12 protein-coding genes are annotated in these 14,030 nt (G+C 62.7%); 4 read left to right on the top strand and 8 right to left on the bottom strand.

Annotation, left to right across the window (positions count from 1 at the left end; all coding sequences use genetic code 11):
- Positions 1-5 precede the first annotated feature (5 nt).
- From mazG to L6D74_RS18445, 6 genes are all read right to left on the bottom strand, one after another.
- Positions 6-848 (bottom strand): nucleoside triphosphate pyrophosphohydrolase, encoded by an 843-nt coding sequence (gene mazG / locus L6D74_RS18420; RefSeq protein WP_085610700.1) that lies wholly within the window; start codon positions 846-848, stop codon positions 6-8.
- Positions 845-3,088, bottom strand: coding sequence for a GTP diphosphokinase (gene relA, locus L6D74_RS18425; RefSeq protein ID WP_007957789.1), 2,244 nt, complete (start codon positions 3,086-3,088; stop codon positions 845-847). Before relA ends, mazG begins: the two co-directional genes overlap by 4 nt.
- 88 nt (positions 3,089-3,176) lie before the next feature.
- A complete protein-coding gene (gene rlmD / locus L6D74_RS18430) occupies positions 3,177-4,562 on the bottom strand; it encodes a 23S rRNA (uracil(1939)-C(5))-methyltransferase RlmD (RefSeq protein ID WP_236189981.1) in 1,386 nt (461 codons plus the stop codon).
- Positions 4,562-5,464: a cysteine synthase CysM gene (gene cysM / locus L6D74_RS18435; protein ID WP_236189982.1), complete on the bottom strand. Its 903-nt coding sequence runs from the start codon at positions 5,462-5,464 to the stop codon at positions 4,562-4,564. Before cysM ends, rlmD begins: the two co-directional genes overlap by 1 nt.
- Before the next feature lie 170 nt (positions 5,465-5,634).
- Positions 5,635-7,059 carry a sensor histidine kinase gene (locus L6D74_RS18440; protein ID WP_236189983.1) on the bottom strand — a complete coding sequence of 475 codons (1,425 nt, stop codon included), beginning with the start codon at positions 7,057-7,059 and terminating at the stop codon, positions 5,635-5,637.
- Positions 7,046-7,768 carry a response regulator transcription factor gene (locus L6D74_RS18445; protein WP_236189984.1) on the bottom strand — a complete coding sequence of 241 codons (723 nt, stop codon included), beginning with the start codon at positions 7,766-7,768 and terminating at the stop codon, positions 7,046-7,048. Before L6D74_RS18445 ends, L6D74_RS18440 begins: the two co-directional genes overlap by 14 nt.
- Before the next feature lie 216 nt (positions 7,769-7,984).
- Here L6D74_RS18445 and L6D74_RS18450 point away from each other — a divergent pair, with 216 nt between their 5' ends.
- Together L6D74_RS18450 and L6D74_RS18455 are read left to right on the top strand one after the other, a co-directional pair.
- Entirely contained in the window at positions 7,985-10,738 is a 2,754-nt protein-coding gene (locus L6D74_RS18450) for a response regulator (RefSeq protein ID WP_085610972.1), read from the top strand.
- An 83-nt stretch (positions 10,739-10,821) separates the two neighbouring features.
- Positions 10,822-11,811, top strand: a complete 990-nt coding sequence (locus L6D74_RS18455) for a 2-hydroxyacid dehydrogenase (protein ID WP_236189985.1) — start codon at positions 10,822-10,824, stop codon at positions 11,809-11,811.
- 10 nt (positions 11,812-11,821) lie between these two features.
- On the opposite strand, the gene L6D74_RS18460 is transcribed toward L6D74_RS18455, so the two are convergent.
- Positions 11,822-12,262 carry a hypothetical protein gene (locus L6D74_RS18460; protein WP_236177911.1) on the bottom strand — a complete coding sequence of 147 codons (441 nt, stop codon included), beginning with the start codon at positions 12,260-12,262 and terminating at the stop codon, positions 11,822-11,824.
- Between the two features lie 133 nt (positions 12,263-12,395).
- Here L6D74_RS18460 and L6D74_RS18465 point away from each other — a divergent pair, with 133 nt between their 5' ends.
- Together L6D74_RS18465 and L6D74_RS18470 are read left to right on the top strand one after the other, a co-directional pair.
- Complete coding sequence (locus L6D74_RS18465) at positions 12,396-12,830, top strand: hypothetical protein (protein WP_236189987.1); 435 nt, start codon at positions 12,396-12,398, stop codon at positions 12,828-12,830.
- On the top strand, positions 12,830-13,234 hold the full coding sequence (locus L6D74_RS18470) for an META domain-containing protein (protein WP_039772881.1): 405 nt from the start codon (positions 12,830-12,832) through the stop codon (positions 13,232-13,234). Before L6D74_RS18465 ends, L6D74_RS18470 begins: the two co-directional genes overlap by 1 nt.
- A gap of 275 nt (positions 13,235-13,509) precedes the next feature.
- On the opposite strand, the gene L6D74_RS18475 is transcribed toward L6D74_RS18470, so the two are convergent.
- Positions 13,510-13,977, bottom strand: a complete 468-nt coding sequence (locus L6D74_RS18475; RefSeq protein ID WP_064598655.1) for a TlpA disulfide reductase family protein — start codon at positions 13,975-13,977, stop codon at positions 13,510-13,512.
- Between the last annotated feature and the right edge of the window lie 53 nt (positions 13,978-14,030).

Consider the following 14,030-nt stretch of genomic DNA (forward strand, 5'->3'; position numbering starts at 1 on the left):
ACGGCTCAGCCACAGCTGGGCGAATTCTTTTCCTGACGTTTGGCTTCGCCCCACAGGGCGTCCAACTCTTCGAGGGTGCAATCTTCCATGGGTCGGTGGGTGTCGCGCAATGCCTGTTCGATAAAACGGAAACGTCGCTCGAACTTGGCGTTGGCGCCACGCAATGCGGTTTCCGGATCGACCTTCAGGTGCCGGGCCAGATTGACCACGGAAAACAGCAGGTCACCGATCTCGTCGGCCACCGCTTGCGGGTCATTTTCGGACATGGCTTCGAGCACTTCATCGAGCTCTTCACGGACCTTGTCCAGCACCGGCAAGGCATCCGGCCAGTCGAAACCGACCTGACCGGCGCGCTTCTGCAACTTGGCCGAGCGGGATAATGCCGGCAACGCAGCAGGCACATCGTCAAGCAGTGACAGTTGCTGCGGCTCGGTGGATTTCTCGGCGCGCTCCTCGGCCTTGATTTCCTCCCAGCGCTGCTTGACCTGCTCTTCACTCAGACGCGGCACGTCCAGCGACGCATACAGATCGCCAGTGGGGAACACATGCGGATGACGACGGATCAGTTTGCGGGTGATGCCGTCGACCACGCCGGCGAATTCGAATCGCCCTTCTTCCCGGGCCAACTGGCTGTAATACACCACCTGAAACAGCAGATCGCCCAACTCCCCCTGCAAGTGATCGAAGTCGCCGCGCTCGATGGCGTCGGCGACTTCGTAGGCCTCTTCAAGGGTGTGTGGAACGATGGTCGCGTAAGTCTGCCTGATATCCCACGGGCAACCATACTGCGGGTCACGCAGACGGTTCATCAGGTGCAGCAGGTCGTCAAGGCTATAGGTCGGTTTCATGGAGTCCGGTTACGCCGCGTTTCGATGATGTTCGGCAACTGGGAAATCCGCCCCAGCAACCGCCCCAGCGCGTCCAGACCCGGAATCTCGATGGTCAGGGACATCAGCGCGGTGTTGTCCTCCTTGTTCGAGCGGGTGTTGACCGCCAGCACGTTGATCCGCTCGTTGAGCAGCACCTGCGAGACGTCACGCAGCAGACCGGAACGATCGTAGGCGCGGATGACGATGTCCACCGGATAGGTGAGCACCGGCACCGGGCCCCAGCTGACCTGGATGATCCGCTCCGGCTCGCGCCCGGCCAGTTGCAACACCGAGGCGCAGTCCTGGCGGTGAATGCTCACGCCACGGCCCTGGGTGATGTAACCGACGATCGCATCGCCCGGCAACGGCTGGCAGCAGCCGGCCATCTGGGTCATCAGGTTGCCGACGCCCTGGATCTGAATGTCGCCGCGCTTGCCCGGTTTGTAGCCGGTGGCCTTGCGCGGAATCAGTTCCAGCTGTTCGTTGCCGCGTTCCGGCTCGACCAGTTGTTGCGCCAGATTCACCAGTTGCGCCAGACGCAGGTCGCCGGCACCGAGGGCGGCGAACATGTCTTCGGCGGTTTTCATGTTGGCCTTGTCGGCCAGCTTGTCGAAATCCACCGCCGGCAGGCCGAGGCGATTGAGCTCGCGCTCGAGCAGGGTCTTGCCCGCCGCGACGTTCTGGTCGCGCGCCTGCAACTTGAACCAGTGCACGATCTTCGCCCGCGCCCGGGACGTGGTGACGTAGCCCAGGTTCGGGTTCAGCCAGTCGCGGCTCGGAGTGCCGTGCTTGCTGGTGATGATCTCGACCTGTTCACCGGTCTGCAGGCTGTAGTTGAGCGGAACGATGCGCCCGTTGATCTTCGCGCCACGGCAGTTGTGGCCGATTTCGGTGTGTACGCGGTAGGCGAAGTCCAGCGGTGTCGCGCCCTTCGGCAAGTCGATGGCATGACCGTCCGGGGTGAAGATGTAGACCCGGTCCGGCTCGATATCGACCCGCAGCTGTTCGGCCAGACCACCGATGTCGCCCAGCTCTTCGTGCCACTCGAGGACCTGACGCAGCCAGGAAATTTTCTCTTCGTAGTGATTGGAGCCGGACTTGACGTCGGTGCCCTTGTAGCGCCAGTGCGCGCAGACGCCGAGCTCGGCCTCTTCGTGCATCGAGTGGGTCCGGATCTGGACTTCCAGCACCTTGCCTTCCGGGCCGATTACCGCCGTGTGCAGCGAGCGGTAGCCGTTCTCTTTCGGGTTGGCGATGTAGTCGTCGAACTCTTTCGGGATGTGCCGCCACAGGGTGTGGACGATACCGAGCGCGGTGTAGCAGTCGCGCATTTCCGGCACCAGCACGCGCACCGCACGCACGTCGTAGATCTGGCTGAACTCCAGACCCTTGCGCTGCATTTTGCGCCAGATCGAATAGATGTGTTTGGCCCGGCCGCTGATGTCGGCTTCGACGCCGGTGGCCTGCAGTTCGTCCTTGAGCTGGGTCATCACGTCGGCGATGAAACGCTCACGGTCGAGCCGCCGCTCATGCAGCAGCTTGGCAATCTGTTTGTATTGATCGGGTTCCAGGTAACGGAAGGACAGGTCCTCCAGTTCCCATTTGATATGACCGATGCCGAGTCGATGCGCGAGCGGCGCATAGATGTCGAACACTTCCCGAGCGACCCGGTTACGTTTTTCGTCGTCGGCGGTTTTCACCGCGCGGATCGCACAGGTGCGTTCGGCGAGTTTGATCAGCGCGACACGCACGTCGTCGACCATCGCCACCAGCATCTTGCGCAGGTTTTCCACCTGGCCCTGGGTGCCAAGCACCATCGACTGGCGCGGGCTGAGGCTGGCACTGATCGCGGCCATGCGCAGCACGCCGTCGATCAGCTTGGCGACCACCGGGCCGAAGCGCTGGCTGACCGCTGCGAGTTCAATCTGACCTTCGCGTACGCCGCGATACAGAACCGCGGCAACCAGCGAATCCTGATCGAGCTTGAGGTCGGCGAGGATCTCGGCGATCTCGAGACCGGTACTGAAACTGCCGCTGCCTTCGGACCAGAGATTCTTCGCCGCATTGGACTGTTGCTCGGCCTGGCGAGCGTACTCGCAGGCCTCTTTCAAGGCTTCGCGATCCAGTGCCAGATCGACACTGACCGCATGATCGAGCCAAGCCTCGAGATTGATACTGCCGTCAGTGTTGATCGGCTGGTGTGCTCTCACCTGTACCATCTTGCTTTACCTTCCCTACGACGCAGATTCAATGCGTCAAATCACTGACCGTCAATGCCCGTTCGCGCTCGCGGGGCCAAGGCGAGCGCTACGGACGACCAGTCGGATCAGACGAGCCATCCTGGCTCGCTTCAAATAACGCCATGGCCTCGACATGTGCCGTCTGAGGAAACATATCGAGAATCCCGGCACGTTTTAACCGGTAGCCCTGCTTGATCAATTCGACCGTATCGCGCGCCAGAGTTGCAGGGTTGCACGACACGTACACCAACCGTTTGGCGCCCAAGGCCGCCAGCTTGCGCACCACCTCGAAAGCACCGTCGCGCGGTGGGTCCAAGAGTACCGCAGAAAAGCCGTTTCCGATCCACTCGGCATCGGTCAAAGGCTGGGATAAATCGGCCTGAAAAAACTTTGTGTTATGCAAATTGTTGCTAGCGGCATTGGCCGCCGCGCGATCGACCATGGTCTGCACGCCTTCGACCGCCACCACTTCACGCGCGGCTTTTGCCAGCGGCAAGGCAAAGTTGCCCAGACCGCAAAACAGGTCGAGCACGCGCTCATCGCTCGTCGGTTTCAACCAGTCCAGCGCCTGGGCGACCATGGCCTCGTTGACCCCGGCGTTGACCTGGATGAAATCTCCCGGCCGATAGGCCAGTTGCAGGTCCCATTGTTCCAGGCGATAACCGAGCGACTGTGCATCATCCACCGGCTGCGGTTCGCCTTCGCCATGCAGCCAGAGCTGCGCTTCATGGAACGCGCAGAAATCCTTGAGGATCGTCAGGTCGGCCTCGGACAGCGGCGCCATGTGACGCAGCAGGACGGCGAGTGACGAGCCGCTGAACAATTCGACATGCCCCAGCGCCTGAGGTTTGCTCAGGCGGCGAAGCATCTCCGGCAAACGGGTCATGATCGGCTGCAAGGGCTGTACCAGCACCGGGCATTCGCTGATCGCGACGATGTCCTGACTGCCGGCGGCACGGAAACCGACTTCAAGCTGTTTGGCCTTGCTGTCCCAGCGCACGGCGATCCGGGCGCGGCGACGGTAGCCGAATTCGGGACCGGTCAACGGCGCCGCCCACTCCTCGGGCTCGGCACCGGCGACTCGCGACAACTGCTCGGCGAGCATGCGCTGTTTCAGGGCAAGCTGTTCGTTGTGGGGCAAATGCTGGACGCTGCAACCGCCGCAACGTCCGGCATGCTGGCAAGGTGCGGGACGACGCAATTGACTGGCGCTGAACACGCGCTCGGTACGCGCCTCGACCACTTTGCCGTGGGCGCCGAGCACTCGGGCTTCGACTTCTTCACCGGCGAGGGCGCCGAGGACGAACCAGGTCTTGCCTTCAAAAAACGCGATGCCGCGACCGTCATTGGCCAAGCGCTCGATGCTCAGACGCTGCTTTTTGCCGGTCGGGATTTGCGCGGCCTTACTGCCGCCGGTGGGCTGGAAGCGCAGGCCTCTCTCATGCTTGGCCATCAGTTGGGCGCGTCGAAAATGCCGGTCGACAGGTAACGGTCGCCACGGTCGCAGATGATCGCGACGATCACCGCGTTTTCAACTTCTTTGGACAGGCGCAGCATCGCTGCCACCGCACCGCCCGAGGACACGCCACAGAAGATGCCTTCTTCGCGGGCCAGACGCCGGGTGACGTCCTCGGCTTCGCTTTGCGCCATGTCGACGATGCGGTCAACGCGGTCGGCCTGGTAGATCTTCGGCAGGTATTCCTGCGGCCAGCGGCGGATGCCGGGAATGGCCGAGCCTTCCATCGGTTGCAGGCCGACGATCTGCACCTTGTCGTTCTGCTCCTTGAGGTAGCGCGACACGCCCATGATGGTGCCGGTGGTACCCATGGAGCTGACGAAATGGGTGATGGAGCCCTCGGTCTGACGCCAGATTTCCGGGCCGGTGGTGGTGTAGTGCGCTTCAGGGTTGTCGCCGTTGGCGAACTGATCCAGCACCTTGCCACGGCCTTCGGCTTCCATCCGCTGGGCGAGATCGCGAGCGCCTTCCATGCCCTCTTCCTGGCTGACCAGAATCAGCTGCGCGCCGTAAGCGGTCATCGCCGCCTTACGCTCGGCACTGGAGTTGTCCGGCATGATCAGGATCATCTTGTAACCCTTGATCGCGGCGGCCATCGCCAGGGCGATCCCGGTGTTGCCCGAAGTCGCTTCGATCAGCGTATCGCCTTCGTGGATCTGCCCGCGCAACTCGGCACGGGTGATCATCGACAACGCCGGACGATCCTTGACCGAACCCGCCGGGTTGTTCCCTTCGAGCTTGAGCAAAAGGGTGTTGCTGGTGACACCGGGCAGGCGCTGCAAACGCACCAGCGGCGTGTTGCCGACGCAATCGGCGATGGTTGAGTACTGCAAGGTCATGGCGTTTTTTCGCAATCCGGACTGCGGGGGCGCCTATCATACCGGCAAACCTGCGCAGGCCATATCACGCAAAGTGTGGTGCTTATGGTTTCTTGGAATAAGCAATAAAAGTCGCGCCAGTGGTGCGACTTTTAAATAGCGTCAGCAGCGCTGACACTTTCTTGTGCAGCTCAAACGATCTGCGGGCGGCTCATGTCCACTGTGGCAGCTGGCTTGCCAGCGAAGACGTCGGGACTGACAGCACTGTCATCCGCCACCAACCGCAGATTCAAGCGCAATCCCGACGGGCCGTTCTCGGCCCACAGGGTTCCGCCCTGGCGTTGCACCGCGTTCCTCGCGATGCTCAGGCCCAGACCAAATCCACCGTCCCCCGGCCGCGAGCCGTCGAGTCGGATGAAGGGCGAGAAGATCCGCTCCAGATCCGCCTCGGCCACGCCGCCACCCTCGTCCTCCAGCCACAGGTGCCAGTAATCGCCATCCCGTCGACCATCGAGCCGCACGATGCCGCCCGGTGGCGAATGTCGAATCGCATTACGCAGAATGTTTTCCAGTGCCTGGGCCAGGGTGTTGAGATTGCCGCGCACCCAGCATGAGGCCTCCACCCCGCACTGCAACTGCCCCATCGGACAGCAGCTTTCGTAGCAGGCGTTTTCCGTGAGCATTTCCCACAGTGCCTGAATCTGGATCGCTTCGTCCGGCAACGGCGCGCGTTCGGTGTCGAGCCAGGCCAATTGCAGGGTGTCCTCCACCAATCGCTGCATCACGTCGACTTCGCGACCGATACGTTCGCGCAGCGGTTGCAGCTGCTGCTCGCTTTCGCTGGCGACCCGCAACCGGCTCAGGGGCGTGCGCAGTTCGTGGGACAAATCGCGCAGCAGCTGCTGTTGCAGGGCCACGGTGGATTGCAGGCGTTCGGACATCGAGTCGAAGGCGCGGGCCAGTTCGCCGAGTTCATCGGGGCGCTGGGTGATGCCGCTCGACAACCGCACATTCAATTGATCGGCGCGCCAGGCGTTAGCTTGCTCGCGCAGATTGTTCAGCGGCACCACCAGCAGGCGATACAGGCCGACGCACAGCAGCAAGGTGAACAGACCTGGAATCACGCCGTTGGTGATGACGCGCCAGAACACCCGGTATTTGCCCGGCAGAAATCGCTCGGGTAACTCGATCACCAGACTGCCGGCGGTCGGGTCAGTGGGAAATGGAACCCGCAGCCACGGCCGGCCCTTTTTGTGAATCGGCCAGTCAAGGCCGCGCAGGAAGGTCAGGCGCTGAAGCTCTTGAGCGTTCAACGGCTGGCTGCCCAGCGACTGCAGGTTGCCGCCGATCACGCCGACCCAGCCGGCTTCGCGCAACTCCATGCTCTGTAACCAGCTATCGATGCCATCGCGCCCGCCCTGCTGCCAGGCGCGCTCGGCCTCGGCGGCATAACGGCTCAGCGTGCGACGGGCGTCGTCGGAGAGGAACTGGTTGCGCTGCTCCATGTACCGGCCCCAGGACCAGCTCAGCCAGATCATCAACAGACAGAACGCCACCAACAGGCAGGCGAGTTTCCAGAACAGCGAGTGCCGGCCCGGCAGGTCAGACACTTTCATCGACGGCACTCAGGACGTAACCCTTGCCCCACACCGTGCGTACTTCCCGCTCGGTGTAACCGACCGACTTGAGTTTGCGGCGGATCTGGCTGATGTGCATGTCGAGGCTGCGGTCGTGGGCCGCATAGCCGCGTTGCAGAACGTGCTGGTAAAGGAAGGCCTTGCTCAGCACTTCCTCGTCGTTGCGATTGAGGGTTTCCAGCAGACGGTATTCGCTGCGGGTCAGGCCGGCCGGTTGATTACGGTAGAACACATCGCACTGCTCGTCGTCGAAACGCAGCCCGCTGGCCGGCATCACCGGGGCGATGGCCGCCGGACGACGGTCGAGGGCGACCCGGCGCAGGATCGCTTCGATCCGTACATGCAACTCGGCCATGCTGAAAGGTTTGGGCAGGTAGTCATCGGCGCCGAGGCGGAAACCGCTGATACGGTCGGCCTCGGCACCCAGCGCCGACATCAGCAGCACCGGGGTGGAATGGCTCTCGCGCAGTTGGGTGAGGACATTCAATCCATCCAGCCCCGGCAACAGAATGTCCATCAACACCACATCGAACGGCTGGCGCCGGGCAATGCTCAGGCCTTCGCTGCCGTTCTGGCACCAGGTCACCTGGAAGCCACTGCGGCCCAGTTGTTCATGGACATAGGCACCGAGGACGGGATCGTCTTCGATGGAAAGAATGCGGGGTTGGCCAATAGAGACAGGAGTCATGACTATCTGCAAATAATTCTCAGTTGGGCGATTATTCAAGATTGCCCGGCGCCCGGCAACCCAAGCTTGACCTGTCGGACAGATGACCGGCCTGAGAGTGAACAACCACGACATCATTTTTCCCAAGATTGCCCGCAAGCAAATCGCTACACTGCGCCGATACCGCGTGCCGGACGCACGTGTGAGTCAACGATCAGCGGGATGCAGGAGAAAGGCGTGCTCAAGAAACTGGGAATCAAAGGTCGCGTATTGTTGCTGACCCTGTTGCCGACCAGCCTGATGGCACTGGTGCTGGGCGGGTACTTCACCTGGACGCAGCAATCCGACCTGCAAGCTCAACTGATGCAGCGCGGCGAAATGATCGCCGAGCAACTGGCTCCGCTGGTGGCACCGGCCATGGGCCACGGCGATGCCGAACTGCTCGAGCGCATCGCCACCCAGTCCCTCGAACAACCAGACGTGCGCGCCGTGACCTTCCTCGCGCCCGACCGCTCTCCCCTCGCTCACGCCGGCCCGACCATGCTCAATCAGGCGCCGAGCGGTGACAGCGCGCACCTGCTGCGACGCAGCGGCAACGATGCCACCCGCTATCTGCTGCCGGTCTTCGGCAAACACCGCAACCTCGCCGGCGAGCTGATCCCGCAAGAATCCGACCGCCTGCTCGGCTGGGTTGAACTGGAGCTGTCGCACAACGGCATGTTGTTGCGCGGCTACCGAAGCCTGTTCGCCAGTCTGTTGCTGATTGGTGCGGGGCTGGCCGGCGCCGCGCTGCTGGCCTTGCGCATGGGCCGCACGATCAACCGCCCGCTGAGCCAGATCAAACAGGCCGTCGCCCAGCTCAAGGACGGTCATCTGGAAACCCGCCTGCCACCGCTGGGCAGTCAGGAACTGGATGAACTGGCGTCCGGCATCAACCGCATGGCCGGCACCCTGCAGAACGCCCGGGAAGAATTGCAGCACAGCGTCGATCAGGCCACTGAAGACGTGCGCCAGAACCTGGAAACCATCGAGATCCAGAACATCGAGCTGGACCTGGCCCGTAAAGAAGCGCTGGAAGCGAGCCGGATCAAATCCGAATTCCTCGCCAACATGAGCCACGAGATCCGCACGCCGCTCAACGGCATTCTGGGGTTCACCCACCTGTTGCAGAAAAGTGAACTGACCCCGCGCCAGCTCGACTACCTGGGCACCATCGAAAAATCCGCCGACAGCCTGCTGGGGATCATCAACGAGATCCTCGATTTCTCGAAGATCGAGGCCGGCAAACTGGTGCTCGACCATATTCCGTTCAACCTGCGCGACCTGTTACAGGACACCCTGACCATCCTCGCCCCCGCCGCGCACGCCAAGCAGCTGGAACTGGTGAGTCTGGTGTACCGCGACACGCCTTTGTCGCTGGTCGGCGACCCGCTGCGCCTCAAGCAGATCCTGACCAATCTGGTGAGCAACGCGATCAAGTTCACCCGCGAAGGCACCATCGTCGCCCGCGCCATGCTCGAAGAAGAAAACGACGACAGCGTGCAGTTGCGCATCAGCATTCAGGACACTGGCATCGGCCTGTCGAACCAGGATGTGCGCGCGTTGTTCCAGGCTTTCAGCCAGGCCGACAATTCGCTGTCGCGCCAACCCGGTGGCACCGGCCTGGGGCTGGTGATTTCCAAGCGCCTGATCGAACAGATGGGCGGCGAAATCGGCGTCGACAGCACCCCGGGTGAAGGTTCGGAATTCTGGATCAGCCTGAACCTGCCCAAGACCCGCGACGATGCCGAAGACCTGCCCGCCGCGCCGTTGCTCGGGCGCCGGGTGGCGGTGCTGGAAAATCACGAACTGGCGCGTCAGGCCCTGCAGCATCAACTGGAAGACTGCGGCCTCGACGTCACGCCGTTCAACACGTTGGAAAGCCTGACCAATGGCGTTACCGGCGCCCATCAGACCGATCAGGCCATCGATCTGGCGGTGCTCGGCATCACCAGCAACGACATGCCGCCGGAGCGCCTCAACCAGCACATCTGGGACCTTGAGCACCTCGGTTGCCGGGTGCTGGTGTTGTGCCCGACCACCGAGCTGACGCTCTATCACCTTTCGGTGCCCAACCCTCACAGTCAGTTGCAATCGAAACCGGCCTGCACCCGCAAACTGCGCCGGGCCTTGTCGGACATGGTCAACCCGCGCCAGCAGCGCAGCGAACCGGGCGAACCGTTGTCGAGCCGCGCGCCGAAAGTGCTGTGCGTCGACGACAACCCGGCCAACCTGTTGCTGGTGCAGACGCTGCTCGAAGACATGGGCGCCAAGGTGCTGGCCGTGGAAAGCGGTTATGCCGCAGTCAAGGCGGTGCAGAACGAAACCTTCGATCTGGTGCTGATGGACGTGCAGATGCCCGGCATGGACGGACGCCAGAGCACCGAAACGATTCGCCAGTGGGAAAGCGAGCGGCACTGCACGCCGCTGCCGATCGTCGCCCTCACCGCCCACGCCATGGCCAATGAAAAACGCGCGCTGCTGCAAAGCGGCATGGACGACTACCTGACCAAGCCGATCAGCGAGCGGCAACTGGCGCAGGTGGTGCTGAAGTGGACCGGCCTGGCGCTTCGCAATCAGGCGCCGGACCGGGGCGGTGAAAGCCTGCTGGGCAATCAGGAACTGCCGATTCTCGATCACGAAGAAGGTTTGCGCCTGGCCGCCGGCAAGGCGGATCTGGCGGCAGACATGCTGGCGATGCTGCTGGCCTCGCTCGAGGCCGATCGCGAAGCCATCCGCACCGCCCGCGACCATCAGGATCAAAACGGTCTGCTCGAACGGGTGCACCGCCTGCATGGCGCCACTCGCTACTGCGGTGTGCCGCAATTGCGCGCCGCCTGCCAGCGCAGCGAAACCCTGCTCAAGCAGCAGGACCCCAAGGCCTCGACCGCGCTGGACGAGCTGGAACGGGCGATCAATCGTCTGGCGGCCCAGGCGAAGATCAGCGCCTGATCCACGGCAATGCCGGTCAACGCCGACGCGGCTACAGTTGTCGCGGGTGAATTGCGCCCGCGTCGATGCTCCAGGAGGATTTCATGCGCACGATCGTTTTCAGCAGCCAGACCTACGACCGCGACAGTTTCCTCGCCGCCGACTGCCCGGACGGGATCGAACTGCACTTCCAGCCGGCCCGGCTCAGTCTCGACACGGCGGCGCTGGCCGAACATCACGAGGTAGTCTGCGCCTTCATCAACGATGACCTCAGCGCTCCGGTGCTGGAACGTCTGGCCGCCGGCGGCACTCGCCTTATCGCCTTGCGTTCGGCCGGCTACAACCACGTGGATCTGACCGTCGCCAAACGTCTGGGGCTGGCCGTCGTGCGTGTACCAGCCTACTCGCCCCACGCGGTGGCCGAGCATGCGGTGGCGTTGATCCTCGCCCTCAACCGGCGCCTGCATCGCGCCTACAACCGCACCCGCGAAGGCGATTTCAGCCTGCACGGTCTTACCGGTTTCGATCTGGTGGGCAAGACGGTCGGCATCGTCGGCACCGGACAGATCGGCGCGACCTTCGCCAAAATCATGCACGGCTTTGGCTGCGAACTGCTGGCCTACGACCCTTATCCGAACCCTGCCGTCGAAGCGTTAGGCGCGCGCTACCTGAGCCTGCCGGATCTGCTGGCACAGTCGCGGATCATCAGCCTGCACTGCCCGCTCAACGAACAGAGCAGACACCTGATCAACCGCAATTCGCTGGCACACATGCAACCGGGGGCGATGCTGATCAACACCGGGCGCGGCGGTCTGGTGGACACGCCAGCGCTGATCGACGCCTTGAAGGACGGCCAGCTCGGTTATCTGGGACTGGATGTGTATGAAGAGGAAGCGCAGCTGTTTTTCGAGGACCGTTCCGACCTGCCGCTACAGGACGACGTGCTGGCGCGGCTGCTGACGTTCCCCAATGTGATCGTCACCGCCCATCAGGCGTTTCTGACCCATGAGGCGCTGGGCGCGATTGCCGCGACCACCCTGCACAACATCGCGACCTGGGCGGCGGGTACGCCGCAGAACCAGGTCGAGGGCTGAACGATCGGGCTCAGACCGGAGGCGGCGTCGGGGTAATCGCCACGCACAGGATCAACAGCGCCAGCCAGCCGAACCCCAGTAAACGCTGCTTAAGGGAGTGCCCGCTGCGCAGCAGGAACCAGACAAACACCAGCGGCATCAGAAACGCCATGATCTTCAGCCAGCCTTCCACCGGGCGCGAGCCGTCCGGGTTCAGCACCGGCTCGACCGGCTGCGAACGACGGCGTCGCCCCGCAGCGGCCGGCATGATCTTCGGCCGCTCGGGTGCCGGCGGCGGAACATAAGCCTCGGGCACGGCCTTGTTGCGCGGCAGGCTGCCAAAGGAAATTGTCGACGTGCCCGTCTGGGCGTGCGAAGCAGGCGCCTCTGCCAGCGGGGCCCCGCAATGAATGCACGCCGTGGCTTCGGAGCTGATGCTCCGCTTGCATTCATAACATTCGATCAGCGCCATGTTCCGTTCCTTGAAAATGAAGGCGGCAGTTTGCCACGACTGCGGTGTCGATTTGAACCGGATCGAAGGTCGCACGCGCGCATCATTCTGCAATCAAGCCCGTGCTAGCATGTCGCGCATATTTGGAGGACCCATGGTCGAACACGATTTCCGCTACACCCTGATGAACCCGCAACACACCCTCACCGAATGCCGCGCCCTGGTTCCGGGCCGTTATCAGGTCACCGGCAACGGTGGCTCGATCCGCATCGGCGACGTGCTGGTCGTAACCCTCAAAGGCAGCAAGGACTTGTCCATGCGTCTGACCGTCGACACCGTCCGCCACCTGATCAACCCGCCGGGTCAATGGACTGCCATGACCACCGGCCCGGTGTTTGGTGAGCTGGCGATCCACACCTGGCAGGTCAATTGCGACAGCTGCGCCAGGGAGCTGAGCTTCGAATTCGCCGTGGACGCCAAGTTGGGCAAGCCTGCGGAAAAACCGGCCGCCACCGCACGCATCGCCGAGCTCGGCTGGAAAGCCGTTGGCGACAAGCACCTGTGCCCGAAATGCCAGGAGACGGCGTGATGAAACACCTGGCCCTGACCGCTGTTGTCGGCGCCGGCCTGATGGGGTGCGCCGCGGAGCCTGTGCAACTGCAACAGAACCGCAGCTACATTCTGGAATGGATCGGCGAGCGTCCGCTGATGGACTACAGCCACCTGACCGTGACCCTTGGCGATGATGGCCGGGCGTATGGCAATGGCGGCTGCAACCACTGGTTCGCGCCGTACACCCTGGAAGGCGACAAGCTGAGCTTCGGCAAGATCGGCAAGACCCGCAAACTCTGCGCACCGGCGCTGATGGAGCAGGAGCAACGCTTCCTCCAGGCCCTGGAGCATGTTGAGCGCTGGGACATCTCGCCGATCGAGCAGATGCGCTTCTGGCCCGCCGAAGGCAAGCCGCTGCGCTGGTGGCTGGAAGAGGGTTGATCCTTTAGATCGCCAAGCCCCTCACCCTAACCCTCCCGAAACGTCGGACCGCCCAAAGGGAGAGGGGACTGATTGGGGGATATTGGAGAGATACGCCGACCTGAAAGACCTTCACCGAATCCATAACCAACCGGATTCCGCTCTGACGAATCTTCAGTCGACCTGATCCTCCAGGTCGATGCAAATCGCCAGACACCTCGGTCGGCCCCCTCTCCCTCCGGGCGGTCCGACGTTTCGGGAGAGGGCTGGGGTGAGGGATGCTTTTTAGCGGCAACTCAATTTGTAGCCTGCAACGCCTCAAGCTTCGCCATCACCCCCGCCGCTGTCTGCTCGCCCAGCAACTGTTCCCGCACCTTGCCCTTGTTGTCGATGATGTAGGTCACCGGCAAGGCCTCACTGCGCGGCAGCTCGAACAGTTCCGACGGATCCTGCGCCAGCACCGTGAATTTGATGCCCAGTTTTTCGCTGGCGCTCTTCAGCTCTTCACCCTGCACATTGTCGAAGTTGACCCCGAACACGCCGATCTTCTTGCCCTTGAGCTCTTCGGCCAAATGATTGAGTTCCGGGATTTCCGTGCGGCACGGGCCGCACCATTCGGCCCAGTAGTTGAGCACGACCCATTGTTTGTCGAGGCGCTCGGACGCCACTTTCTGCCCGTTCTGGTCGATGCCATAGTCGTTACCGCAGCCCCCCAGCATCAACGCCCCGATGATCGTCAATGCCGCTGCCAGTGCCCGTGTCATGTCGTGTTCCTTGTGAAAAATTGAATGCGCCTGCGACCCATCGCCTCCCAAGG

It is taken from the genome of Pseudomonas pharyngis (assembly GCF_021602345.1).
Classification (GTDB): Bacteria; Pseudomonadota; Gammaproteobacteria; order Pseudomonadales; family Pseudomonadaceae; genus Aquipseudomonas; species Aquipseudomonas pharyngis.

Coding starts and splice junctions, on each gene's coding strand:
- mazG (WP_085610700.1), bottom strand. CDS start 848: ATGAAACCGACCTATAGCCTTGACGACCTGCTGCACCTGATGAACCGT.
- relA (WP_007957789.1), bottom strand. CDS start 3,088: ATGGTACAGGTGAGAGCACACCAGCCGATCAACACTGACGGCAGTATC.
- rlmD (WP_236189981.1), bottom strand. CDS start 4,562: ATGGCCAAGCATGAGAGAGGCCTGCGCTTCCAGCCCACCGGCGGCAGT.
- cysM (WP_236189982.1), bottom strand. CDS start 5,464: ATGACCTTGCAGTACTCAACCATCGCCGATTGCGTCGGCAACACGCCG.
- L6D74_RS18440 (WP_236189983.1), bottom strand. CDS start 7,059: ATGAAAGTGTCTGACCTGCCGGGCCGGCACTCGCTGTTCTGGAAACTC.
- L6D74_RS18445 (WP_236189984.1), bottom strand. CDS start 7,768: ATGACTCCTGTCTCTATTGGCCAACCCCGCATTCTTTCCATCGAAGAC.
- L6D74_RS18455 (WP_236189985.1), top strand. CDS start 10,822: ATGCGCACGATCGTTTTCAGCAGCCAGACCTACGACCGCGACAGTTTC.
- L6D74_RS18460 (WP_236177911.1), bottom strand. CDS start 12,262: ATGGCGCTGATCGAATGTTATGAATGCAAGCGGAGCATCAGCTCCGAA.
- L6D74_RS18465 (WP_236189987.1), top strand. CDS start 12,396: ATGGTCGAACACGATTTCCGCTACACCCTGATGAACCCGCAACACACC.
- L6D74_RS18470 (WP_039772881.1), top strand. CDS start 12,830: ATGAAACACCTGGCCCTGACCGCTGTTGTCGGCGCCGGCCTGATGGGG.
- L6D74_RS18475 (WP_064598655.1), bottom strand. CDS start 13,977: ATGACACGGGCACTGGCAGCGGCATTGACGATCATCGGGGCGTTGATG.